22 protein-coding genes, 1 tRNA gene and 1 pseudogene are annotated in these 22,039 nt (G+C 59.9%); 16 read left to right on the top strand and 8 right to left on the bottom strand.

The window, feature by feature from the left end; translation table 11 throughout:
* Positions 1 to 207 precede the first annotated feature (207 nt).
* The 15 genes from phnC to M5B42_RS25315 all read left to right on the top strand — a co-directional run bounded on the left by phnC (position 208) and on the right by M5B42_RS25315 (position 12,677).
* Positions 208 to 1,041: a phosphonate ABC transporter ATP-binding protein gene (gene phnC, locus M5B42_RS25385; protein ID WP_248747367.1), complete on the top strand. Its 834-nt coding sequence runs from the start codon at positions 208 to 210 to the stop codon at positions 1,039 to 1,041.
* A gap of 45 nt (positions 1,042 to 1,086) precedes the next feature.
* On the top strand, positions 1,087 to 2,091 hold the full coding sequence (gene phnD / locus M5B42_RS25380) for a phosphonate ABC transporter substrate-binding protein (protein WP_248747366.1): 1,005 nt from the start codon (positions 1,087 to 1,089) through the stop codon (positions 2,089 to 2,091).
* 59 nt (positions 2,092 to 2,150) lie between these two features.
* Positions 2,151 to 2,933, top strand: coding sequence for a phosphonate ABC transporter, permease protein PhnE (gene phnE, locus M5B42_RS25375; RefSeq protein WP_177098797.1), 783 nt, complete (start codon positions 2,151 to 2,153; stop codon positions 2,931 to 2,933).
* A 35-nt stretch (positions 2,934 to 2,968) separates the two neighbouring features.
* Positions 2,969 to 3,673 (top strand): phosphonate metabolism transcriptional regulator PhnF, encoded by a 705-nt coding sequence (gene phnF / locus M5B42_RS25370; protein WP_248747365.1) that lies wholly within the window; start codon positions 2,969 to 2,971, stop codon positions 3,671 to 3,673.
* A 14-nt stretch (positions 3,674 to 3,687) separates the two neighbouring features.
* On the top strand, positions 3,688 to 4,125 hold the full coding sequence (gene phnG, locus M5B42_RS25365) for a phosphonate C-P lyase system protein PhnG (protein WP_248747364.1): 438 nt from the start codon (positions 3,688 to 3,690) through the stop codon (positions 4,123 to 4,125).
* Positions 4,125 to 4,724 carry a phosphonate C-P lyase system protein PhnH gene (gene phnH / locus M5B42_RS25360; protein ID WP_248747363.1) on the top strand — a complete coding sequence of 200 codons (600 nt, stop codon included), beginning with the start codon at positions 4,125 to 4,127 and terminating at the stop codon, positions 4,722 to 4,724. Before phnG ends, phnH begins: the two co-directional genes overlap by 1 nt.
* Positions 4,724 to 5,800, top strand: coding sequence for a carbon-phosphorus lyase complex subunit PhnI (locus M5B42_RS25355; protein ID WP_248747362.1), 1,077 nt, complete (start codon positions 4,724 to 4,726; stop codon positions 5,798 to 5,800). Before phnH ends, M5B42_RS25355 begins: the two co-directional genes overlap by 1 nt.
* A complete protein-coding gene (locus M5B42_RS25350) occupies positions 5,793 to 6,665 on the top strand; it encodes an alpha-D-ribose 1-methylphosphonate 5-phosphate C-P-lyase PhnJ (RefSeq protein WP_248747361.1) in 873 nt (290 codons plus the stop codon). The genes M5B42_RS25355 and M5B42_RS25350 overlap by 8 nt, the downstream gene beginning before the upstream one ends.
* Positions 6,662 to 7,474 (top strand): phosphonate C-P lyase system protein PhnK, encoded by an 813-nt coding sequence (phnK, locus tag M5B42_RS25345; protein ID WP_248747360.1) that lies wholly within the window; start codon positions 6,662 to 6,664, stop codon positions 7,472 to 7,474. The genes M5B42_RS25350 and phnK overlap by 4 nt, the downstream gene beginning before the upstream one ends.
* A 29-nt stretch (positions 7,475 to 7,503) precedes the next feature.
* Positions 7,504 to 8,223 carry a phosphonate C-P lyase system protein PhnL gene (gene phnL, locus M5B42_RS25340; RefSeq protein WP_248747359.1) on the top strand — a complete coding sequence of 240 codons (720 nt, stop codon included), beginning with the start codon at positions 7,504 to 7,506 and terminating at the stop codon, positions 8,221 to 8,223.
* On the top strand, positions 8,213 to 9,358 hold the full coding sequence (locus M5B42_RS25335) for an alpha-D-ribose 1-methylphosphonate 5-triphosphate diphosphatase (RefSeq protein ID WP_248747358.1): 1,146 nt from the start codon (positions 8,213 to 8,215) through the stop codon (positions 9,356 to 9,358). The genes phnL and M5B42_RS25335 overlap by 11 nt, the downstream gene beginning before the upstream one ends.
* Positions 9,358 to 9,927 carry a phosphonate metabolism protein/1,5-bisphosphokinase (PRPP-forming) PhnN gene (gene phnN / locus M5B42_RS25330; protein ID WP_248747357.1) on the top strand — a complete coding sequence of 190 codons (570 nt, stop codon included), beginning with the start codon at positions 9,358 to 9,360 and terminating at the stop codon, positions 9,925 to 9,927. The genes M5B42_RS25335 and phnN overlap by 1 nt, the downstream gene beginning before the upstream one ends.
* Positions 9,918 to 10,667 (top strand): phosphonate metabolism protein PhnP, encoded by a 750-nt coding sequence (gene phnP / locus M5B42_RS25325; RefSeq protein WP_248747356.1) that lies wholly within the window; start codon positions 9,918 to 9,920, stop codon positions 10,665 to 10,667. Before phnN ends, phnP begins: the two co-directional genes overlap by 10 nt.
* 425 nt (positions 10,668 to 11,092) lie before the next feature.
* Positions 11,093 to 11,179 (top strand) — tRNA-Leu (locus M5B42_RS25320).
* A 175-nt stretch (positions 11,180 to 11,354) separates the two neighbouring features.
* On the top strand, positions 11,355 to 12,677 hold the full coding sequence (locus tag M5B42_RS25315) for an integrase arm-type DNA-binding domain-containing protein (protein ID WP_152739515.1): 1,323 nt from the start codon (positions 11,355 to 11,357) through the stop codon (positions 12,675 to 12,677).
* 103 nt (positions 12,678 to 12,780) lie between these two features.
* Here the strand turns inward: M5B42_RS25315 and M5B42_RS25310 are convergent, their stop codons facing one another.
* Together M5B42_RS25310 and mobH are read right to left on the bottom strand one after the other, a co-directional pair.
* On the bottom strand, positions 12,781 to 13,305 hold the full coding sequence (locus M5B42_RS25310; RefSeq protein ID WP_152739514.1) for a LasR-specific antiactivator QslA: 525 nt from the start codon (positions 13,303 to 13,305) through the stop codon (positions 12,781 to 12,783).
* Between the two features lie 543 nt (positions 13,306 to 13,848).
* Positions 13,849 to 15,507 carry a MobH family relaxase gene (gene mobH, locus M5B42_RS25305; protein WP_248747355.1) on the bottom strand — a complete coding sequence of 553 codons (1,659 nt, stop codon included), beginning with the start codon at positions 15,505 to 15,507 and terminating at the stop codon, positions 13,849 to 13,851.
* 216 nt (positions 15,508 to 15,723) lie between these two features.
* Here mobH and M5B42_RS25300 point away from each other — a divergent pair, with 216 nt between their 5' ends.
* Positions 15,724 to 16,095, top strand: coding sequence for a DUF3742 family protein (locus tag M5B42_RS25300; RefSeq protein WP_248747354.1), 372 nt, complete (start codon positions 15,724 to 15,726; stop codon positions 16,093 to 16,095).
* A gap of 11 nt (positions 16,096 to 16,106) precedes the next feature.
* On the opposite strand, the gene M5B42_RS25295 is transcribed toward M5B42_RS25300, so the two are convergent.
* From M5B42_RS25295 to M5B42_RS25270, 6 genes and pseudogenes are all read right to left on the bottom strand, one after another.
* Positions 16,107 to 17,612, bottom strand: coding sequence for a conjugal transfer protein TraG N-terminal domain-containing protein (locus M5B42_RS25295; protein WP_248747353.1), 1,506 nt, complete (start codon positions 17,610 to 17,612; stop codon positions 16,107 to 16,109).
* Complete coding sequence (locus M5B42_RS25290) at positions 17,609 to 17,950, bottom strand: hypothetical protein (RefSeq protein ID WP_248747352.1); 342 nt, start codon at positions 17,948 to 17,950, stop codon at positions 17,609 to 17,611. Before M5B42_RS25290 ends, M5B42_RS25295 begins: the two co-directional genes overlap by 4 nt.
* A gap of 1 nt (position 17,951) precedes the next feature.
* A complete protein-coding gene (locus tag M5B42_RS25285; protein WP_248747414.1) occupies positions 17,952 to 19,268 on the bottom strand; it encodes an integrating conjugative element protein in 1,317 nt (438 codons plus the stop codon).
* A gap of 90 nt (positions 19,269 to 19,358) precedes the next feature.
* Positions 19,359 to 20,318, bottom strand: coding sequence for a TIGR03756 family integrating conjugative element protein (locus M5B42_RS25280; protein ID WP_248747351.1), 960 nt, complete (start codon positions 20,316 to 20,318; stop codon positions 19,359 to 19,361).
* A 168-nt stretch (positions 20,319 to 20,486) separates the two neighbouring features.
* Complete coding sequence (locus tag M5B42_RS25275) at positions 20,487 to 21,161, bottom strand: KilA-N domain-containing protein (RefSeq protein WP_248747350.1); 675 nt, start codon at positions 21,159 to 21,161, stop codon at positions 20,487 to 20,489.
* 284 nt (positions 21,162 to 21,445) lie between these two features.
* Positions 21,446 to 22,039, bottom strand: a pseudogene (locus M5B42_RS25270) (hypothetical protein); the annotation flags it as partial.

The raw sequence follows: 22,039 nt of genomic DNA, 5'->3' as shown, positions 1-22,039 counted from the left end.
GTGCAAGGAGCTGCGGGCATTCGGCTTGGCCGTTCGTCTAAAGCTGGCGTGTGCTCTTCGGGCGTCCCCGCTCAACCTTTCATCAAACCTTCATCAAACGTTTATTCCCATGTTTTGTTCAGGTCATCTACCTGACACCCCGCCTGCCTAGAGTCGTTTGAACTCAAACGTGGCCAGGGACGGCTGCTCAACCTGATAGAGCGGCCCATGCATCCAGCGATCCGTGTCGAACATCTGAACAAGACCTTTGCGCGAAAGAGCGCCTTGGTCGATCTCGATCTCTCCATCGCGGTCGGTGAGATGGTTGCGCTGATCGGTGCTTCCGGCTCCGGCAAGTCCACCTTGTTGCGTCACCTCACGGGCCTGGCCTGTTGCGACAAAAGCAACGGCGGCAGCGTCAAGGTGCTTGGTCGCGATGTGCAGGTCTCCGGACGCTTGAATGGCAAGGTACGGCGTCTACGGGCCGATATCGGCTATATCTTCCAGCAGTTCAACCTGGTCAATCGCCTCAGCGTGCTCGACAACGTGCTGCTCGGTTGCCTGGGCCGCATGCCACGCTGGCGCGGTAGCCTCGGATTGTTCAATGCCGAGGAAAAGCAGTTCGCCATGGAGTCCCTGGCCCGTGTTGGTCTCGCCGATCTCGCGGCGCAGCGCGCCTCGACCTTGTCCGGTGGCCAGCAGCAGCGTGTAGCGATTGCCCGGGCCCTGACCCAGCGCGCCGAGGTGATTCTGGCCGACGAACCCATCGCCTCCCTCGATCCTGAGTCGGCGCGCAAGGTCATGGAAATCCTTGCCGATATCAACCGCCGCGACGGCAAGACCGTGGTGGTCACCCTGCATCAAGTCGATTACGCCATGCGTTATTGCCCCCGGGCGGTGGCATTGAAAGGCGGGCGGATTCATTACGACGGGCGCGGCAGCGATCTCAGCAGCCAGTTCCTCAACGATTTGTACGGTGCCGACCTCGACACCAGCCTGATGTTTTCCGAGCAGAGCCGCCGCCCCGAAGTCACGCCCCGACTGGTGTTGGCGAGCCTCTGAATACCCTTGTTCCCCCGGCAGTATTCCACCCACAGGAATCCTTCAATGTTGAACCGTATCCGTCACGTGTGTCTGTCCGCCGTCTTGTTGGCCGCCGGTGTCATGGGTCACGCCCAGGCCGCCGACAAGATCATCAACTTCGGCATCATGTCCACCGAGTCTTCGCAGAACTTGCGGAGCATCTGGCAGCCGTTCCTGGATGACATGCACAAGAATACCGGCCTGACCATCAACGCCACCTTTGCCTCCGACTATGCCGGCCTGATCCAGGGCATGCGCTTCAACAAGGTCGACGTGGCCTGGCTGGGCAACAAGGCGGCCATGGAAGCGGTGGACCGTTCCAACGGCGAAATCTTCGCCCAGACCTCCGCCGCCAACGGCGCGGCCGGTTACTGGAGCGTGCTGATCGTGAACAAGAACAGCCCGATCAATTCCGTGGAGGACATGCTCAAGAACGCCAAGAACCTGACTTTCGGCAACGGTGATCCGAACTCCACCTCGGGCTACCTGGTGCCGGGCTACTACGTGTTCGCCAAGAACCATGTCGACGCGGCCACCGCCTTCAAGCGCACGCTCAACTCCAGCCATGAGGTCAATGCCTTGAGCGTGGCCAAGGGGCAGTTGGATGTCGCCACCTTCAACACTGAAAGCTGGGAACGCCTGGAAGTCACCCAACCGGACAAGGCCGCCATGCTCAAGGTGATCTGGAAGTCGCCGCTGATTCCCGCCGACCCGATGGTCTGGAGCAAGAACCTGAGCGACAGCGAGAAGGCCAGGATTCGCGACTTTATCCTCGGCTACGGCAACACCGATGAAGAGAAGGCGGTGCTCAAGGGCATGCAACTGGGCAAGTTCCTTGTGTCCAGCGATGACCAATTGCTGCCGATCCGCCAACTGGAACTGTTCAAGCAACGCACCATCGTCAGCGCCGACGACCACCTGGAGGCGGCCGACAAGGCCAGGAAACTCGCGGCTATCGACGCCGACCTGGCCAAGTTGCAACAGCGCCTCACCGAGCTGGACAAGAAGACTGCGGCCAACGCCGGTTGATCCTCGGCGCGGCGCTAGCACGCCGCGCCTTTTCTGAGCTGCCTTGATGAGAGTCGATCATGACCACGCTGCACGCTGAAGCTGTCGGCAAGCACACCTGGCCGCAATACGTCGGTTGGGGCTTGTTCCTGGTCCTGCTGGCCTGGGCCTGGCGCGGCGCCGAGATGAACCCGCTGGCGCTGTACCGCGATTCGGGAAACATGGCGACTTTCGCCGCCGACTTTTTCCCGCCGGATTTCCATGACTGGCGCTCCTACCTCAAGGAGATGATCGTCACCGTGCAGATCGCCCTCTGGGGCACGGTGCTGGCGATTGTCTGTTCGGTGCCGCTGGGGATTCTCTGCGCCGACAACATCACGCCGTGGTGGGTCCACCAGCCGCTGCGCCGGGTGATGGATGCGTTCCGTTCGATCAACGAAATGGTCTTCGCCATGTTGTTCGTGGTGGCGGTCGGCCTGGGTCCGTTTGCCGGGGTCCTGGCCCTGTGGATCAGCACCACCGGCGTACTCGCCAAGCTGTTCGCCGAAGCGGTCGAAGCCATCGATCCGGGCCCGGTGGAGGGCGTTCGCGCCACCGGTGCCAGCGCCTTGCAGGAAGTGATCTACGGCGTGATCCCGCAAGTGATGCCGCTGTGGGTCTCCTACGCGCTTTACCGCTTCGAAGCCAACGTGCGCTCGGCGACGGTGGTGGGGATGGTCGGGGCGGGCGGGATCGGAGTGATCCTCTGGGAAAACATCCGTGCCTTCATGTTCGTCCAGACCTGCGCGGTGCTGCTGGTGATCATCGTCGTCGTCAGCCTGATCGATGTCTTTTCCCAACGCCTGCGCAAGCAGTTCATCTGATTTCGGAGGGGTGCCCCTGGGCGCTTTTTTTAACGATGCAGTTGTCTAGACAAGATGAGCCGGTGTACCGCGAACTGGCCGATATCCTGCGCCGCGAACTGAGCAGTTATCAGGCCGGCGACTTCCTGCCGGGCGAAGTGCAATTGGCCGAACGCTTCGGTGTCAACCGCCACACCCTGCGCCGGGCCATCGATGAGCTGGTGTTCGAAGGCAGCCTGCTGCGCTTGCAGGGCAAGGGCACCCAGGTGTTGGAGCGACCGCTGATCTACCCGATGGGCGCCGAGACCTCTTACAGCCAGTCATTGTCGGCCCAGGGTGTCGGGGTGGAGGCGATACTGCTCAAACGCCGCTACTGCTACGCCAGTCGCGACGAAGCGCAACAACTGGGCATTGCCGAGATGGCGCCGATGATCGAATTGCAGACCCTGCGCAAACTCGACCACCAGCCCGTCAGCCTGATCCGCCATCGCTACTGCGCCAGCCATGCGCCGCTGCTGGCGGACTACAACGGCGGTTCCCTGCGCCAGTACCTGCGTGAGCGGGACCTGCCTTTGACGCGGACCCAGAGCTTGATCGGTGCCCGTCTGCCCAACCGCGACGAAGCCGCGCTGTTGATGATGCCCCGGCATTTGCCGGCCCTGACCGTGTTTACCCTTTCCCGCGATCGCGACGGCCTCCCGGTGGAGCTGGCCCAGTCCACCAGTCGTTCGGATCGCTTTCAGTACCAGGTCGTCACCTGATGGAGAACCCGTTGATGAACCCGTCCCAACGTCAGCACTGGATCGGTGTGCTTGCCCGTGCCCGACGCAGTGAATTGCTCCCCCATGAAGCCGCCTTGCGCGACGTTGATTACCAGTTGATCCGAGCCCCGGAGATCGGCATGACCCTGGTCCGTGGCCGTATGGGCGGCAACGGCGCGCCGTTCAACGTCGGCGAAATGAGCGTGACCCGTTGCGTGGTGCGCCTGGCGGATGGCCGTACCGGTTACAGCTATCTGGCCGGTCGCGACAAGGTGCACGCCGAGCTGGCGGCCTTGGCCGACGCGCATTTGCAGGGTGCGCAAGGGAGCCTGTGGCTCAGCGACTTGATCACCCCCCTGGCTGATGCCCAGGCCGCCCGCCGCGCGGAAAAAGAGGCGGACACCGCTGCCACCAAGGTGGAGTTCTTCACCCTGGTTCGAGGAGAAAACTGATGAATCCACAGTTGTTGCAACCGGCGTTTGTCGACCCGGTACTGGATGCCCAGCGCGGCTTTCGCGCCGCCCTCAAGGCGCTGGCCGAGCCTGGTCTGGTCCAGTCCCTGGCCACCGCGCCAAGCCTGGAAGGCCTGGCGCCCGCCACCTATGCGCTGTGCCTGGCGCTGCTGGATGTGGATACGCCGTTGTGGCTGGCGCCGGCCTTCGATACGCCGTTGATCCGCGCCAACCTGGCGTTCCACTGCGGCTGTCCGTTGACCCTCCACCGGGAGGAGGCCGCGTTCGCCTTGCTCGGCGAAGCGGATCTGCTGGACCTGGGCGGTTTCGACCACGGCAATGATCGTTACCCGGATCAGTCCTGCACCTTACTGGTCCAGCTGCCCGCTCTGGCGGCTGGTCGCGAGTTGAACTGGCGCGGCCCGGGCATCGAGAGCACACGTCGGGTCAGTCTGCCGTTGCCTCCAGGCTTCTGGCTGGAACGCCAACGCCGTGAGGTTTTCCCCCGTGGCCTGGATGTGTTGTTTGCCGCCGGCCCGCAGTTGATCGGTTTACCCCGCAGCACCCGGGTCGCCCATATCGCAGAGGAGCTTGCCTGATGTACGTAGCCGTCAAGGGTGGCGAACAGGCCATCGACAATGCCCACCGTCTGCTGGCGAAAAAGCGCCGGGGCGACACCTCCGTCACTGAGCTGAGTGTCGAGCAGATCCGCCAGCAACTGCCCCTGGCCGTGGCCCGGGTCATGAGCGAAGGCTCGCTGTACGACGAAGAGCTGGCCGCACTGGCGATCAAGCAGGCGGCGGGGGACCTGGTGGAAGCGATCTTCCTGTTGCGGGCCTACCGCACCACGTTGCCGCGCTTCAGTCCGAGCCTGCCGATCGACACCTCGCAGATGCTCCTCAGTCGGCGTTTGTCCGCGACCTTCAAGGATGTGCCCGGCGGCCAACTGCTGGGGCCGACCTTCGACTACACCCATCGCCTGCTGGACTTTGCATTATTGGCCGAGGGCGAATACCCGGGGCCCCGGGTCACGCCTGATACTCGTCTTGAACCGTGCCCACGGGTACTGGGTTTGCTGGCCAAGGAAGGCTTGATCAAGAACGAGGCCGACAACAGCGACAGCGTCGCCGACATCACCCGTGATCCCCTGGAGTTTCCGGCCAGCCGTGCCCAGCGCTTGCAGGCCCTGGCCCGTGGCGATGAGGGTTTCCTGCTGGCCCTGGGGTACTCGACCCAGCGTGGTTACGGCCGCAACCACCCGTTCGCCGGGGAAATTCGGATCGGTGACGTGGAGGTGTGGATCGACCCGGAAGAATTGGGTTTCCCCATCTGCCTGGGCAGTATCGAAGTGACCGAGTGCGAGATGGTCAACCAGTTCGTCGGTTCGGCCACGGAGTTGGCGCAGTTCACCCGCGGCTACGGCCTGGCGTTCGGGCATGCCGAGCGCAAGGCCATGGGCATGGCCCTGGTGGATCGTGCACTGCGCGCTGAAGAGTTCAACGAAGAGATCCAGTCGCCGGCGCAGCAGGAAGAGTTCGTGCTGATGCATTGCGACAACGTCGAAGCGGCGGGCTTTGTCTCGCACCTCAAATTGCCTCACTACGTGGACTTCCAGTCCGAACTGGAACTGATCCGCAAACTGCGCCAACCGGCCGAGGGGAAACGCCATGAATGACCTGAGCCAAGCGCCCGCGCGCGACCCGGCGTACAACTTCGCCTACCTCGACGAGCAGACCAAACGGATGATCCGCCGCGCCTTGCTCAAGGCCGTGGCGATTCCCGGTTACCAGGTGCCCTTTGGTGGTCGCGAGATGCCGTTGCCCTATGGCTGGGGCACCGGCGGCATGCAACTGACCGCCGCGATTCTGGGGGCCGAGGACGTGCTCAAGGTGATCGACCAGGGTGCCGACGACACCACCAATGCGGTCTCCATCCGGCGCTTTTTTGCCCGCACGGCGGGTGTGGCCACCACTGAACGCACGCCTGACGCCACGGTGATCCAGACCCGCCACCGCATCCCGGAAACGCCGTTGCAGGCCGATCAGATCATGGTCTGCCAGGTGCCGATCCCCGAGCCGTTGCGTTTTATCGAGCCTTCGGAAACCGAGACCCGGACCATGCACGCCCTCAACGATTACGGGGTCATGCATGTGAAGTTGTACGAGGACATCGCCACCTTCGGCCATATCGCCACCAGCTACGCCTACCCGGTGATGGTCGACGAGCGCTACGTGATGGACCCGTCGCCGATTCCCAAATTCGATAACCCGAAACTCGATATGAGCCCGGCGTTGATGCTGTTTGGTGCTGGACGGGAAAAGCGTTTGTACGCGGTGCCGCCGTTCACCCGCGTCACCAGCCTGGACTTTGAAGACCATCCCTTCGAAGTGCAGAAGTGGGAAGAGTGCTGCGCCATCTGCGGCAGCCACGACTCCTTCCTCGACGAACTGATCATCGACGACGCCGGCACCCAACGTTTTGTCTGTTCCGACACCTGGTACTGCGCCCAACGGGTCGAGCAGCAGGAGAGCAAGCAATGAACCTGTCCCTGATGGAAGAGCAGTCGGTCAGCCTATCCGCCGAACCGCTGTTGCAAGTGCGTGACCTGACGTTGTTGTACGGCCTGGAAAAGGGCTGCCAGGGTGTCAGCTTCGACCTGTATCCCGGTGAAGTGCTGGGGATTGTCGGTGAGTCCGGCTCGGGAAAATCCACTTTGCTTTCGTTGTTGAGCGGGCGCCTGCCGCCCCAGCGTGGCAGCATCGGTTATCGCGGCAAGGGCGGTGAATGGCTGGACTTGTACAGCGCCAGCGAGGCCGAGCGCCGGACCTTGTTGCGCACCGAATGGGGCTTTGTCGAACAGAACCCACGGGATGGTTTGCGCATGGGCGTCTCGGCCGGTGCCAACATCGGTGAGCGGCTGATGGCCCAGGGCGTACGCAACTATCAGCAGCTGCGTAGCGCTGGCCTCGACTGGCTGAGCCAGGTGGAAATCGACCCGCAGCGTATCGACGATTTGCCCCGCACCTTTTCCGGCGGCATGCAGCAACGCCTGCAGATCGCCCGCAACCTGGTATCGAGCCCGCGCCTGGTCTTCATGGACGAACCCACTGGCGGCCTCGACGTCTCGGTGCAAGCACGTTTGCTCGACCTGTTGCGTGGCCTGGTCCGGGAGCTGGACCTGGCGGTGGTGATCGTCACCCACGACCTGGCGGTGGCGCGTCTGCTGGCCGACCGCCTGATGGTGATGCGCCGCTCACATGTGGTGGAAACCGGGCTGACCGACCAGATCCTCGACGATCCGCAACACCCTTACTCGCAACTGCTGGTGTCTTCGGTGTTGCAGCCATGAGCCTTGTTCGTGAAGTGGAATCCAGTGCGATGACTAACTTGATCGAGGTCCGTGGCCTCTCGAAAACCTTCACCCTGCACCAGCACAATGGCGTGGTGCTGAATGTGCTGCGCGGGGTGGATTTCAGTGTGCGGGCCGGCGAATGCCTGGTGCTGCATGGCCAGTCCGGCGCCGGGAAAAGTACCTTGTTGCGCACCTTGTACGGTAACTATCTGCCGGCGGGCGGCAGCATTCGGGTGAGGCATGCCGGTGAGTGGCTGGAGCTGGTGGGCGCCGCGCCGCGGGACATTCTCCAGGTCCGCCAGCAGACCCTCGGCTATGTCAGCCAGTTCCTGCGGGTGATCCCCCGTGTTGCCTGTCTGGACGTGGTGATGGAGCCGGCCCTGGCCCGTGGCTGGTCCAAGGCCAGGGCGCGTTCCCGTGCCGAACTCTTGCTCGGTCGCCTGAATATCCCCGAGCGTCTCTGGCAGTTGGCGCCGGGCACTTTCTCCGGCGGCGAGCAGCAGCGGGTCAATATCGCCCGGGGCTTTATGGTCGCCTGGCCGCTGATGTTGCTGGATGAACCCACCGCGTCTCTGGACGACAACAATCGCCAGGTGGTGCTGGAACTGATGAACGAAGCCAAGGCCGGCGGTACCGCGCTGATCGGCATTTTCCACGACCATACCGCCCGTGAAGCGGTGGCCGACCGTCATCTCGACATGACCCCAACCGCCATTGCCGAAGAGGAATACGCCCATGCCCGCTGAACAGATCCTCAGCAATGCCCGTCTGGTCCTGGCCGACCGTGTGATCGAGGGCTCCGTGGTGCTGCGTGACGGGGTGATCGTCGATATCGCCGAAGGCCGCAGCCAGTTGCCCCAGGCCCAGGACCTGAACGGTGATTTCCTGTTGCCCGGCCTGGTGGAGTTGCACACCGACAACCTGGAAAAACACATGACCCCGCGCCCCGGCGTGGACTGGCCGTCGACGTCGGCGGTGCTCAGCCATGATGCGCAGATCATCGCCGCCGGGATCACCACGGTGTTCGACGCGGTGTCCATCGGCGACGTCAATCCCAAGGGCAATCGCATGCAGAAACTGCCGGCGATGCTGGAGGCTATCGCTTCAGCCGAGGGCGCTGGGCTGACCCGCGCCGAACACCGCCTGCACCTGCGTTGTGAACTCTGCCACCCGGACACCCTGAGCGTATTCCGCGACCTGGTGGAAAACCCGCTGGTGCAGCTGGTGTCGGTGATGGACCACTCGCCGGGCCAGCGTCAGTTCGTGCTGGAGTCCAAGTACCGCGAGTACTACATGGGCAAGTACCACTTGAACGACGAGACGATGGATGCCTTTATCGTCCTGCAAATGGCCAACTCGAAGGAGTACAGCGATCGTTATCGCGCCGCCATCGTCGAACACTGCCTGGCCCGTGGCCTGTCGGTGGCCAGCCATGACGATGCGACCGTGGCCCATGTCGAGGAGTCGGCACGCTACGGCATGACCATCGCCGAATTCCCCACCACCCTGGAAGCGGCCCAGGGCTGCCAGCGGCTGGGCATGAGCGTGTTGATGGGGGCACCGAACGTGGTCCGTGGCGGGTCCCATTCGGGTAATGTGGCCGCCGCCGACCTAGCCGCCAAGGGATTGCTGGATATATTGTCCAGCGACTACTACCCGGCGAGCCTGCTGCAAGCCGCGTTCTCGCTGGCGGCGCTGGACAATCACTGCAATCTGCCCGAAGCGGTCAAGATGATCAGTCTGGCGCCGGCGCGAGCGGCCGGTTTGAGCGATCGCGGCGAAATTGCCATCGGCCTGCGGGCTGATCTGGTGCAGGCCAGGTGCCGGGATGGACTGCCGGTTGTGCAACAGGTCTGGCGACAAGCGAACAGGGTGTTTTGATGGCAGGCAGGTTGATCTATCTCATCGGGCCTTCCGGTTCGGGCAAGGACAGCCTGCTGGATGCCGCGCGAGTGCGCCTGGCCGAACGGGGATGCCGTATCGCGCGGCGGGTGATCACCCGTTCGGCGCAGGCGGGGGGCGAGGCGGCCGAGGGCTTGAGCCCGGAGCAGTTCGCTGTGCTGGAGGCTCAGGGCGAGTTTGCCCTGAGCTGGCACGCCAATGGGTTGTCCTATGGCATTCCTCGGGATATCGATGATTGGCTGGCGGCGGGGGAGGACGTGCTGGTCAATGGTTCCCGTGGCCATCTGGCGCAGACGCGTCTGCGCTATCCGCAGCTGTGGGTGTTGTTGCTGAGCGTGGATCAGGCGGTGTTGCGTCAACGCTTGCTGGCACGCGGACGTGAGTCGCTGGCGGAAATTGACCAACGGTTGGCGCGTAATGTCCGCTTCAGTGAGGACCTGATCGCCGAGGCCGTGCCAGGGTTGTGCCTGATCGACAACTCTGGAGCGCTGGAGCGCACAGTCGAGTGCTTGCTGGCGTGCCTTAATGGAGAAACTCTATGCGCCTGACCCTGCTCGGCACCGGTGATGCCCGGCAAGTGCCGGTATACGGTTGCGAATGTGTCGCTTGCGAGTTGGCTCGCGGCGAAGCAAGCCTGCGGCGCCTGCCCTGTAGCGCGCTGATCGAGTGTGGCGACCAGCGCTGGCTGATCGACAGCGGCTTGCCCGATCTCACCGAACGCTTTCCACCGAGAAGCTTCAACGGCATTTTCCAGACCCATTACCACGCGGATCACGCCCAGGGGCTGCTGCATCTGCGTTGGGGTCATGGGTTGATGATTCCTGTGCACGGTCCGGTGGATCCGGAGGGTTTGTCCGATCTCTACAAACACCCTGGCATCCTCGATTTCACCCAACCTTTCAGTGAGTTCGAAACCCGGCATTTCGGTTTGCTCAGTGTTACGGCGCTGCCACTGCAACACTCAAAACCGACCCTGGGTTATCTGTTCGAAGGGCAGGGGCGGCGCATCGCCTACCTCACCGACACTGTCGGCTTGCCGCCGGTGACGACGGCCTGGCTGCAACGCGAAGCGCTCGACGTGCTGGTGCTTGATTGTTCGATGCCGCCGCAGCCCCAGGCACCGCGTAATCACAATGATTTGACGCTGGCATTGCAGTGCATCGAAGAATTAAAGCCAGGGCTGGGCGTGTTGACCCATGTCGGGCATACGTTGGATGCCTGGTTGCTGCAGCATCGTCAAGAATTGCCGGGTAACGTGACGGTTGGTTGGGATGGGCGGGTGCTTTAGCCTTGTTTGTGGGCTTGGAGGCCCAGCGCTTTCGCGCCAGACAGCAAAAAGCCCGCATGTGCGGGCTTCTTGGGATGGGGCCAGATCCTTTGGCAGTGCCCGATTATGGCGGCCGTTTGTGATGAAATAATTACAGCCTGATATCAATTTGATGCATAACCTTTGGAAATCCAATGACTTGGCCAGGTGGGAGGGTCCTTGAGGGGGCGTCCTGGTTCGAGGCATGCCAGGTGCCGGGCAATTCTTTGAAAATCAGATGGTTGCGAAATGTGTGTGGCGTGGGGAATTGACGTCGGCAAACTTGCTTCGCCGGATGGGGATGTATATATTCGTCCCCTTGTCGCGCAGGCGTCAGGTTGGTTTGCAGGTTTTGGAGCCCTCTGACTCGTAATGAGCCGCCGCGTAGACCGCTTCACCGCGCTACCGCCCGAATGGCGAAACTGGTAGACGCATGGGACTTAAAATCCCCCGCTCGTAAGGGCGTGCCGGTTCGATTCCGGCTTCGGGCACCATCTTGCATTCCATAGAGCGCTTACGAATTCTCTGGAACCCCCAAAAAACCTGCCTTCTGGCGGGTTTTTTCGTTTTGGCGTTCCGTCTGGTTCTGGTCAGTTCTGCTGGAATCCAGTCGTTTTAAGGGTAAAATTAGGGGTACAACAGTCAGTTCGATAAAGGGGGAGTACCCTTATGTCGCGCACCACTGCTCCGCTCTCCGACTCGGCTTGCCGCCTAGCCAAGTCCAGAGATCGTGCCTACAAACTTTTCGATGGCGACGGCCTCTACCTTCTAGTCCAACCCAATGGCCGCAAAGGCTGGCGCCTCAGGTATGTAAAACCTGATGGACGGGAAGGGCTGACCTCGTTTGGCAGCTATCCGATTGTCAGTCTGGCCGATGCCCGCCAAAAGCGTTTGGAAGCTAGAAGACTCCTGGTTGAAGGAGTTGATCCGGTCGAGCACAAACAGAAGGCCAAGATTGAAGCGGCCACAAAAGGCCGAACCTTCGAAAGCGCTGCCCGAGCTTGGCACAAGAACATGTCAGCCAAGTGGTCATCCGACCACTCCAAGACTGTAATGAATCGCCTCAAGACCCATGTATTTCCGCTGATCGGGTCGCGGCAAATTGCAGAGCTGGATACCTTCGATCTTCTCCAGCCACTGGAAGCGATCAAGGCTCGTGGCACGATCGACCTCGCCTTGAGGGTACAAAATTATATACAAGGCATCATGCGCGAAGCAAAGCGTCGTCGATTGATCACTGTGAATCCTGCTTACGATCTTGAGGGCTCTATCCAGACCCCACGGGTGCTTCACCGGCCAGCCCTATCTTTATCGCGCCTGCCGGAATTACTTGCGCTCGTCGATACCTATCCGGGACGACCATTGACTCGGCTCACGTTATTACTGTCGTTACATGTATTTGTACGTTCCAGTGAGCTTCGTTTTGCCCGTTGGGGTGAGTTCGACCTCAAGCGCGGTGTATGGGCGATTCCCGATACTCGGCCAGCCCTGAAAGGCGTCCGCTACTCCACAAGGGGGACGAAAATGGCCGGGGATATCCATCTTGTACCCTTATCGCCGCAAGCCGTGGCGCTGCTCGAACAGATTCACGCTCTTACCGGCACGTTTGACCTAGTATTCGCAGGCGATGCCAATCCTTGGAAGCCGATGTCAGAAAATACCGTGAACAAAGCGTTGCGAGTAATGGGGTTCGACACCAAGAGGGACGTCTGTGGTCATGGGTTCCGTGCAATGGCCTGCAGCGCATTGGTCGAGTCAGGGCTATGGTCCGAGACCGCTATTGAAAGGCAGATGAGCCATCGAGAGCGGAACAGTGTTCGCGCGGCCTACATCCATAAGGCAGAGTTTATTGAAGAGCGCAGGCTGATCATGAACTGGTGGAGCCGGTACCTTGAGGCCAATCGTCAGGAGCATATCACCCCCCACGAATTTGCAAATCAGGTCGGCGAGAATGTCACTCGGTTAAAAGTAAAACGTGGTGCAATAAAGTAGGCGTACGGTGCTGGCCGAGAGAGGATTGAGTCTGGCGTTAAATACCTTTTTTGGTTCGCACAAAGTGACAGCGTGAACGCTGCCGCCTTGTGCGGGGCTGTTGTCAGCGAGGGGACGGGCTGCGTGAGGTTCGGTATTGCATGGCGATCAGCCGCTGCTGCAGATGCCGTAGAAAGCCGGCTTCGAAGGCGTCACGACGCTCGCCTTCTGGGTAGCCGCGACGGGCCTGGGTCAACTGCCACCACAAGGGTTGTGTGGCTCGCCGGTCCAGCCAGAGTCCGGCGCAACGCGTGCCGCTGGCGATTTCCTGAGCGAATCGCTCATCCCAAGGTGTGGGGCTTTCTGATAGAGCGTTGTCGCAAGCGTTGAGGCTGAGGGTGTCGCTGGTCGTCGGCGCGGGAAGATGGCGTTGTCGCAGTAGGGCCATGTCATAGAGGGCAATGGCGTCCTTGATCAGTTTATCGGCCAGTTCCTGCTGTTGGTCATCCTGAAAGGCCAGGGTTCGGGCACCGTCCAGACAAAGCCGGGCGGCATGGCGTAAATGATCGACCGCTTCGCTGGGTGTCAGCGAGGCAAGTTTGATCAGGGTGGGTGTGGGCAAGCGAGAGAGCAATGAGCGATCAATCATGGACTGGGGCTCCATGGCCAGATCGTAGTAACACCCGACGTGACAGGCGGTGCCCGGGCATGAAAGGGGGATAGACCATTCTCCTTATCTCCTTCGTGAGGTTAAGGAACTGCCATCCGCCGTTGCGACACGATGAGGGTGGCAGACCACGCGAGGGTCGCAAACCGGTACACGAAGGAACACCGGCCAGGCCGAAACCTGCCTCGCGCGGTCCACCATAGAACGCAGCAGCCATACGCCAGAAGCGTTGACTACATCGTTACGGAGCTACCGCGCCTTCGTGTGAGTACAGGTTGCGACACCCGGTCACAGGTATACTTGTGACTCGACAAGCCTATTACGAAGGGGGAGGGTTGCTCAGTCAGTCATAGACCAAGAAAGCGTGCGAAGTATCCGATAATTTGATGGGGGTGTCCTGCTGGTAGGCTGCTGCCTATTTGTCGCATTTTGTTTCTTTGCAGGTGCCGTTGAGCTGTGAGCGAACCTTGGTACTCATCGGGACTCACATTTATGGCGCTCCGCGTGCTGTACAGATTAGGGACGCTAAATGATTTTTTCTCTTTCTGAATACTGTAAAAGCTTCAGATACGGATTGTTGAAAGTCACCTCTACGACCAAGTTTCGCGGATCAATCATCAGATAACCATGTAGTCGACGCCCCTTGTTTGGACCCAGTACTTCACAGGTCCAGATGTTCAGATCACTGGGTTGTTTGCGGTGTAGATTCAGCTGCTCAAAGCGTTTCTGTATCCACTGCCAATCCGTGGTGCCTTCACGTTTCGCTTCGCGGGCAATGGCTGGGTGTTCCTGGGCATAGCGCTGAAACAAACCAGGACTTACCAGAAATACCGTGCCATCGACCGTATGCAGCAGAGCCTTGGCTTCGTTGAGCCGCAGCCGTTCGCTTTTCAGTCCCTCCCGTATCCAGCCCACAAACTGCATACCCGCGGATGACTTGAATGCTGCCTGGTGGTCTGTGGTTTGTGCCGCACCTTCGTTGGAGGGCACGGTCTCGGGTTGTGTTTCTATGGCATCAGCTTCATGGCCTTCCTGTTGCCAAGGTTCGACTTGGATTGTGCCCGAAAAAGTAGCTGGCCGTTGATCCGACTCCCAGATCAGTGCCGGGGCTAGCTTGAGCAGGGTGAAAGTCTGGGTCCAACCGCTGTCGCTTTGCACGGTAGCGCGCCAGATGGCCTTGCCTTCAGGGTTGTCCAGCACCAGCCCATATTCCTGCAAGATGTTGAACAGCGTGGTGTTGCGCTCTGGAATACCGCTGATGCCCTGGGAGAGCAGGTGGGCACGCAGCTTGTCCGAAGCGGTCTTGCTCACGAGCCACAGAGCATCCTCGGTGAGCCAGCCATCCGAGGCCTGAGGTTGATTGAGTTTGAACGACTCGCGTAGCAGGTAGCGCAGGCCGTCGATCAGTTTGCGTTGCAGGGCGTGTCGCGGTGCGCTCAGAGCCTGGACTGGGTCTCCGCCGAGCGCGCGGGCGACTGAGGCTTGGTCGGCGCGGATTACCAGTTCGCCCAGTATCCCAGCGTGCTCATATTGTCCGGCCAGGGCGTGGAGCAGGGCGGCCCAGAGTTCCGGGAAACCGCTGAGCCAGTCCAGTGGCTCACGCCCGAGTACTGCGCTGGTCAGCAGCCCGGCCGCTGTGCCGTGCAAGCGGTACTGTCGATCCGGGTTATGGCGAAAGCGATATGGCTGTCGTAGTGGGCCGTGCCACGGGTGCCAGCGTTGCCCGGTTTGGTCTTCCACCACCAGGTCGGTGACCAGCTTGCCGATATCGTGCAGCAGTGCTGCATAGGCGATACCTGCTGTCCAAGCTTCGGCTTGTTGGGTCTGGATTTCCGGTGGTGTGCCCTGAGGTAGCAGGTGTGACTGGCGCAGCTTCAGAGCGCAAACGACGATTTCCAGGCCATGATCCAGCAGTCCGCCTGGCTGTGCGTGGTGATGGCTTTCCGACGCGGGGAAGTGCTGTACCAATTCGGCATAGCGCTCCAGTGACGTTCGGTAGAGAAGGGCGAATTGTTCGGGTGAGACCGCGGTGCGCTGCCAGATCTGCTCCATCAGCGACTGTCGATGGGGAACGGTTAGCAGCTCCGTTGCCGACAGGGGCTTCAACCAGCCACTCGATGGTTCGAAGCGGGCGGAAGCGGGTGTTTCAGTTGCTCCTTTTCGGGAGCGGAACCAACGAAACATGGCTGCCTCTGAAGCGCGTGCGGCGGGAGTGCCTTTTGCCTTTTCTGGATAGGGCCTTTGCTATTAACGACCCTTCCGTTGTGTCTTTTGATTGCGCCATTTCAAGCCGTTTTTATGGACAAACGGTCCGCAACAAGTGGAGGAACTGTGTTATCCATACCCTTTGTCCTTCTTCGAATTGGGCTCTGAAAGGTCCGTGTCGCAGAGGTGAGTACCATGACTTGTTACCCAAAAATCAGTAAGGCCGAGCGTGTCGGGCGCTGGCTGGGAAGAGCCTATCGAGGGCTTATCCGACAAGAGCAGCACTTGCGTTTGTGGCTGGTCGCCGGCGGTCTTCCGGTACTGGGAGCCAAGGCCATCGCCTGGTTCATACGTTTGAGCGTTCTGGTCTTGCTCCTGAGTTTTTCGATCCTTTTGGCAGGACTTGTTACGGGGCTTTTCCTGATTGGAAGGGGAGTAGCCCGGAGCGATTTTTCTTATCGAATGCGAGACAAGGAATGGCGCCATGGTGATGAGGGGTATGGCTTCTATGAGAATGGAGTCCGCACAGACTTTGGCCGACTGTTTGAGACGGATGACGAGGCGTGACCCGTCCTCCTTTATATGAGTTTCTTGCTGATTATCTCGCCACCACCTCGACCAGCACTTTTTGCTTCGGTTGTTCCATCGCTTAAGCCTCGCAGGAAGCTACCGGCGTGAATACCGGTCCAGGTTAGCGCTGCTATCCAGAAGCCTGGCAGTACAACAAACATCGCCGCCATCACAAAGTTCAGCAACATATCCCCGAACGAATTGTTCAGCCCAAACAGCACATTGAAATTGCTGTTCGGTGCCCCGCTACCGTAGAGCGCATCCAGGATGGTGCTGTCGATCCAGCGCGCCAGTTGGAACCAGAAATCCACAAAGAACAGCGCGAACTGCACGCAGCTGGCGGTGACCAGGGTCTTGAGGTCGTAGGTACCGATTACCAGTACCAGCGGCAGGCAGATGACCAGGGCCATCTTCAACAGCGACAACACCATCGGCAGCGCTTGGCGCACTACGTCCATGGCCGGGAAGAACCCCAATGAGCCCACTGTCAGACCCAAATCCGCTGTGGCGCGGGTGATGATGTTGGAGATGCTTTTCTCGACCTGGCCGCCGTAGTCGTTGTAGACCTGTCCCTGATTCATCGCCTGCTGCCGAGGCGCGGCGACCGCACGAACCACCGCATCATCCACTTCGGAGCGGGGCAGAAAGCCCGCCCAGCGTGATAGGCGGGTGAGCAAGTCAGCATCCACTTGCTGCAACAGTCGGGCACGTAGGCCCCGATCGTCGTCCGCCCACCATTGCTGACAACCGGGATAGCCGCCACCGTCAGGCACCTGGGCCAGCCCGGCGTCGCGGTTGGCATCGTAGGGCCAGGCACTGCGCGGGGTACTGGAGCGGTAGCGCTCATAAAAATCGGGGGTGTCGAGGAAGTAGCGCGAGCCTATCCAGCCGACGTCGTTCATCTGCTCTTCGTTCAAATGCGGACGATCCATAAACATCCGCGCTCGAGCGCGGGCATAGCAGTCGCGGGTAAAGTCGGCGACCTCCTGAGCCAAAAGCGGGTCGTCGATTCGTGCGCTGTCGATGGCCATCCGCATCTGCCGCAAGTCGGCGCCACAGGGTATCGAAGCCACCGCAGCACCGGTAACTGCCTTGGACAGCGAATGCATAAAAAACCACCACGCCGGCACTTCGGCGCTTTGGTTGTTGAGGGTGGTGAAGGCACTGTTCCAGCCGGTTTCACCAGGTGCAGCGACGCTCACTTGGCACTGTCGCGAACGGCTCTCGTCGAATTGCGCTGTGTTCAAGTCCACCGGTACAAATGGGATGCCGGCGAACAGGATCACCACGATGGCCACCCAGACCCGGTTCTCGATTCGCATCGCCGAGAGCACGCCCTTGTTGCCTTCGTCGGCACCCTCGGTCCGGGCGCGTAACCACTCCTGCAGGATGATGGCGAGGAACGGCAGGGCGAATACGCCGCTGGCGACCAGTACCTGCCACAGACCGTTGTTGACGATCCAACCCACCAGAGTCAGGTAGTACTCGAGGTAGTCGGTAGTGCTCAGGCTCATGTGGCCTCCGCATTGGAAAGCGCGTTGCTGATTTCCAACAGCGCCAGAGCAGTGGCGCCGGCCCACTCGGCACGACACAGGCGTCGAGCCGCTTCGGGTTGGTGTTGCAGTAGTCGAGTGCGCATTGAGCACCAACCGTAGATCAGCAAGGTATACAGGCACAGCCGCCAGATCAGCAGGTCGGTGGTGTGCTTATCCAGCCAGTGACGCCAGGCCTGCGCATCCCCCATCAGGCGGATGGCGAGCAGGTTGATCAGTATCCCGGTGAGTATCAGGATCGAGACCCACAACGCGATTCGCGCCCCTGTAGACATATGCCTGATCCATGTCTTGCCCATGCTAGCGACCTCCTTCAACGGGGCGTTCTATCTGCTCAAGGCGGTTGCGCTCCGGATCGCCCTGATAGACACCGCGGGAGCCTTCGATTCGCTGCTGATTGCGCCGCAAAATTTCGCTGGCGGTGTTCGCGGCCAAGGTTCGGCGCAGTTCCAGTTCGGTTTTCAGGTTTTGGATTTCCAGGCTCAGCAGATCGCTTTCCTGGGTGACGGCTTGTTGCGCCAGATCGTTGGCTGCGACGTTGGGTTCCTGGCGTCCAGTGAGTAGGGTGCGCTGTAGCAGCAAGGCTTTCTCCAGCACGCTCGATAGCGCTGCTTCCGATGCCAGGCGTTTACCCAGCAGCTCCTGGTCAGGCTCCTCACGCAGGGCTTCGATCAATCCTCGCGTAACTGGCAACGCATTGCTGCCGGCCGCCTCCAGATTGTCTGGTGTGGTGAGAATGCGCTGGGATATCAGATCTTGCAGAGCCCTGAGCTTGGTCTCGTATTCCTCCTGGATCAGCGGCGTCAAACCAGTCCCTGGGGTGCTATCGGTTTTGCTACAGCCGTCACAGGTGCGTTGCACCTGTTCGCCCAGTACTCGGTTGGCCCAATCGGCGGCGGCCTGGGGCGAGGGCCAGTTCAGGCAGCTCAGGCGATCGCCACAGTTGGAGCGGGGGATCGGTGAGGTGTCCGTGACGCTACGGCCGTTAAGCAGGTTGTAGCCGGCGCGGGTCACATCACCGACCACCTTGATAGGTGCCTGGCCGCTACCGCCAGCCTGATCGCCGCCAACCCAAGGAACACCCCGATTACCGCGTCGGGCTTCGGTCTGTTCGATGGCGGCGACGGCGTCAGTCTTGTTGGTTGCTTCCTTCAAGGCCATGCCTTCGGCCAACTGGCCCCAGCCCGATTGCCCGCCGGCGATATCGGCCATGCGATTGGCCATAGCACGACAGGTCGACTTGGATCGGTCGAAGTCCAGTCGTGCTTGCAGAATGCCGTTGGTCAGCAGGTTATACAGCCCGGGGTTGGCACGCTGGATGATCAGCGCGGGTAGGGAGGCGACCGCGCTGGTGGCGTTCTGGATCACGCTGCTCATGATCGACTGAAAGCCATTGGTGAGGCCGTTGAGCTGGTTCTGCAGCGTTGTTTCCAGACTCATATCACCGCAGATCAGATTGCCTCTCCAGCCGGCGCCGACACCCAGGCTCTGCATATTGGCGCCCGGTCCCATGGGGACTGCGCTGCCTCCGCCAATGCTGTACAGCACATCGTCTCCGATCACGCTGCCGCTGAAGCCCGCTTTGGTTTCGCTGCGCTCGTTCTGAGCCGGAGCCATCCCCCAGAGCAGAATTGAGCTGATCAGCAACCAGCGCAGATTTGAAGGGGACGGGATCATGAGAGTCAGCATCGATTTCATGGCTGAGTCTCACTGGCCGAAGTAGCTGCTGCCGAGAAAGGTTTGTCCTTCACGTTTGCAGCATTGGTAAGGGCGCCAGAGTCCCCAGACATAGGCGCCATCTTCCGCCTGGGGTAGGGCGGCTTGATGTGGAAATACCACGCAAGTGGGTGAGCGCTCGGGTTGTAGTGGTTGCCACTTTCCGCTGTTTGCGTCGCCCTCCTCCAGCTCCCCGGCTGGCCAGTAACCTGGATAGGCCATGGCCAGCAATGGCAGATAGAGATGGGGTTGACCACGTCGAGTGACAATATCGCCTGCTCGCTGGGCAATCACGGCTGCCGCCTTGTGGTCGTCGACCTGCTCCAGAAAGCCGCCACGCGGATATACGCTGCCCCATAGGTCACCCATTGGTGAACTGCCGATTTCACGTTGACCGGGTATCAGTGCTTCGGGGTAGAGCATCTCCGGCAGGTTGTAGCGCCATGCGAGGGTATCGAAGGTGCTTAGTAGATAGGGCTGAAAGGGCACACCGGTACCGGGACAGGTGTAACCGAACTGACTGGCAAATCGGTTGAACAGCAGGGTGCCTGGATGGCCGATCACGTCCGCATTCTTGAACTTGGTGAGGTTGTTTTCGTGAGCTTGATTGGTGGTGCCATCGCCGCCGCCCCGAGCGGTGGGATTGGTAGGGCTCATCAGTGCCACCTCAGTCCATGGATTGGCGCCGGTATCCGAATAGCTCGATACCACCGAGTCAGGGGTGTAATGGCGCACCTTCGGCGAGGTTTTGATCTTGCAGCCAAAGGGTGTGCAGCGTAGCCAGTAGCAAACGCCGATGATTCGGTATTCCAGGCAATCCGGTGAGAGGCTTGAACTGGCGAGTGTGGCAGTGTTGATGGCCAGTCCGTCCAAACTGGCTGCCGCCAGAGTAACGGATAGCCCCGTGGTCAAAAGACGCGTCCACGGTCTACGAACAGTTGAATGCGGCATGACGGACACCGAAAGAGGGGATTTAGTCGGTGACAGTCAAACGGGTCAAGCTGGCTGGTGCTATGCCAAAAGCGATAACGTCGATCTACGCATTTTATTTGGGAGCTATTGCCTGCTTTGTCGATAGTCCTGTTAATGCATGATTGACAAAGAGAAGACAGGCGGAGTCTATTGCTGAATTCTACGTACCTTATTTGTGCGCAGCTGCTCCATGTAGGCGTTGAGTGCGACTTTGCGAGCGCCATATTCCTTTCCTAGGCCAAGCAAAAGTACATCGCGGTTTTCAATCAGCGTCACCAACTCAAGCTCAGCCAGGGTCAGTTGAGTACGATCCCGCCCGGCGAATGCTCCGGTAACGACTTCGTTAATCAGTCTCGCCTCATTCATGTAGTGGTGAGGTTTTGTGGTCTTGCCAATAGCTTCATGGGTGATGAAAAGAGCATCGCACATGCTTCGGTAGCTGATAGCTGCCTGGCGACGAGCTACTACTCTGGCCGACATTTCATTGAGTACCAAGCCTTCAAGTTGCTCGTCACACCATATTTCAAAGTCAACGGAAAGCCAGCAGGCGAACTTGACCGCAAGCTTCGGGTGCAGCCACACCTCACGTGAGGAGTTTTTTCCACGACGCGTCCATACAGGGCGCGTATTGGGTTGCCCGATGCTGTCGGCAGATATTCTTTCGGAAATCCGCGTGATGTACTCTTTGGTCGAGTCTAGCTCCAACCATTGGGCGGGATCTTTTCCGAAGTGAGAGCTAGCATTGGTTGCGTTGAGCCAGCCTTCAGCATTAAAGCTCACAGTGTGGCCTGAATAATCGAGCGAGATGATTTTGAGGGTCATGCTGCGGTCCTCATGCTCGTTTGAGCAGCATCCGACGCCTTCATTTTGACCCCTGCGCAAAAAAGAGGTCGGGAGGTTTCATTGCTGGTGGAGTTGGTGCGCGACTCTAATTCCTGATGCTCAGCCGGTAAGCTCGGCTGAAAAAGGTGTTGGAAATGGGCTGTCATCGTCTATGCCTCCAGGGTCATATTGGGTACTCGACGATGGCAATGCTGACAGGATGAATCACGCGTTAAAATTGTTCGACGGATCCAGATAATTGAATATCCGACCGGGCGTGTGATTTATTTATTTGGATCGGATTTGGACGGGCGCCCTTTGCGCTTTGCTGAGACTGGTGCCGCGTCCTCAGACAGCCACCTCGCAAGAACCACATCCGTCTTGGGAAGGTATTTTGTAAGGTCCGAATCAAAAGCCTTTCGAACTATCTCCGCCATTTTGCGTGTGCGGCACTTAGCCAAATCTTCATGTGCCCACAACCCACGGGCATAGCTGCAAACAGCTTCCCTCGTTTTCTGGATTTCGAGATTGCGAATTTCTACGTTTGATTGTTGGCGCTCTATTACCAGGATGGGCAGCTGTTGGAGGGGCACGGTATGGCTGTTTTTCTCGGCTCGCACCTTTCTTAGTTGGTCATTCTCTAGCGACAGGGTTTTGATCATTTTGGCCAAGCCAGCTGCTTTTTCAATTGCTGTTAACTCGGCTGCCTTGGCGTTCTCTAGGAGTGTTCGTAACTGCCCGATTTCTTGATCTCGCTGGTCATCGGGTAGGAGGGCAAGGCTGCGTTCAATACGAATGTTGAGCTTGCGCAATTCGATCTGTACAGACTCTGGAGTCTGATTTTCGAGCAGGGGCACGATCGGGGTCACGGTCGCCCC

The sequence above is a fragment of the Pseudomonas sp. MWU12-2037 genome (genome assembly GCF_023242345.1).
Taxonomy (GTDB): Bacteria; Pseudomonadota; Gammaproteobacteria; order Pseudomonadales; family Pseudomonadaceae; genus Aquipseudomonas; species Aquipseudomonas gingeri_D.
Note: the sequence above shows the minus strand (reverse complement) of the source record. Positions and strands in the feature narration are given on the sequence as shown.

What these genes read in the sequence shown, in the direction of transcription:
- phnC (WP_248747367.1), top strand. Translation starts at nt 208, where the DNA reads ATGCATCCAGCGATCCGTGTCGAACATCTGAACAAGACCTTTGCGCGA.
- phnD (WP_248747366.1), top strand. Translation starts at nt 1,087, where the DNA reads ATGTTGAACCGTATCCGTCACGTGTGTCTGTCCGCCGTCTTGTTGGCC.
- phnE (WP_177098797.1), top strand. Translation starts at nt 2,151, where the DNA reads ATGACCACGCTGCACGCTGAAGCTGTCGGCAAGCACACCTGGCCGCAA.
- phnF (WP_248747365.1), top strand. Translation starts at nt 2,969, where the DNA reads ATGCAGTTGTCTAGACAAGATGAGCCGGTGTACCGCGAACTGGCCGAT.
- phnG (WP_248747364.1), top strand. Translation starts at nt 3,688, where the DNA reads ATGAACCCGTCCCAACGTCAGCACTGGATCGGTGTGCTTGCCCGTGCC.
- phnH (WP_248747363.1), top strand. Translation starts at nt 4,125, where the DNA reads ATGAATCCACAGTTGTTGCAACCGGCGTTTGTCGACCCGGTACTGGAT.
- M5B42_RS25355 (WP_248747362.1), top strand. Translation starts at nt 4,724, where the DNA reads ATGTACGTAGCCGTCAAGGGTGGCGAACAGGCCATCGACAATGCCCAC.
- M5B42_RS25350 (WP_248747361.1), top strand. Translation starts at nt 5,793, where the DNA reads ATGAATGACCTGAGCCAAGCGCCCGCGCGCGACCCGGCGTACAACTTC.
- phnK (WP_248747360.1), top strand. Translation starts at nt 6,662, where the DNA reads ATGAACCTGTCCCTGATGGAAGAGCAGTCGGTCAGCCTATCCGCCGAA.
- phnL (WP_248747359.1), top strand. Translation starts at nt 7,504, where the DNA reads ATGACTAACTTGATCGAGGTCCGTGGCCTCTCGAAAACCTTCACCCTG.
- M5B42_RS25335 (WP_248747358.1), top strand. Translation starts at nt 8,213, where the DNA reads ATGCCCGCTGAACAGATCCTCAGCAATGCCCGTCTGGTCCTGGCCGAC.
- phnN (WP_248747357.1), top strand. Translation starts at nt 9,358, where the DNA reads ATGGCAGGCAGGTTGATCTATCTCATCGGGCCTTCCGGTTCGGGCAAG.
- phnP (WP_248747356.1), top strand. Translation starts at nt 9,918, where the DNA reads ATGCGCCTGACCCTGCTCGGCACCGGTGATGCCCGGCAAGTGCCGGTA.
- M5B42_RS25315 (WP_152739515.1), top strand. Translation starts at nt 11,355, where the DNA reads ATGTCGCGCACCACTGCTCCGCTCTCCGACTCGGCTTGCCGCCTAGCC.
- M5B42_RS25310 (WP_152739514.1), bottom strand. Translation starts at nt 13,305, where the DNA reads ATGATTGATCGCTCATTGCTCTCTCGCTTGCCCACACCCACCCTGATC.
- mobH (WP_248747355.1), bottom strand. Translation starts at nt 15,507, where the DNA reads ATGTTTCGTTGGTTCCGCTCCCGAAAAGGAGCAACTGAAACACCCGCT.
- M5B42_RS25300 (WP_248747354.1), top strand. Translation starts at nt 15,724, where the DNA reads ATGACTTGTTACCCAAAAATCAGTAAGGCCGAGCGTGTCGGGCGCTGG.
- M5B42_RS25295 (WP_248747353.1), bottom strand. Translation starts at nt 17,612, where the DNA reads ATGAGCCTGAGCACTACCGACTACCTCGAGTACTACCTGACTCTGGTG.
- M5B42_RS25290 (WP_248747352.1), bottom strand. Translation starts at nt 17,950, where the DNA reads ATGGGCAAGACATGGATCAGGCATATGTCTACAGGGGCGCGAATCGCG.
- M5B42_RS25285 (WP_248747414.1), bottom strand. Translation starts at nt 19,268, where the DNA reads ATGGCTCCGGCTCAGAACGAGCGCAGCGAAACCAAAGCGGGCTTCAGC.
- M5B42_RS25280 (WP_248747351.1), bottom strand. Translation starts at nt 20,318, where the DNA reads ATGCCGCATTCAACTGTTCGTAGACCGTGGACGCGTCTTTTGACCACG.
- M5B42_RS25275 (WP_248747350.1), bottom strand. Translation starts at nt 21,161, where the DNA reads ATGACCCTCAAAATCATCTCGCTCGATTATTCAGGCCACACTGTGAGC.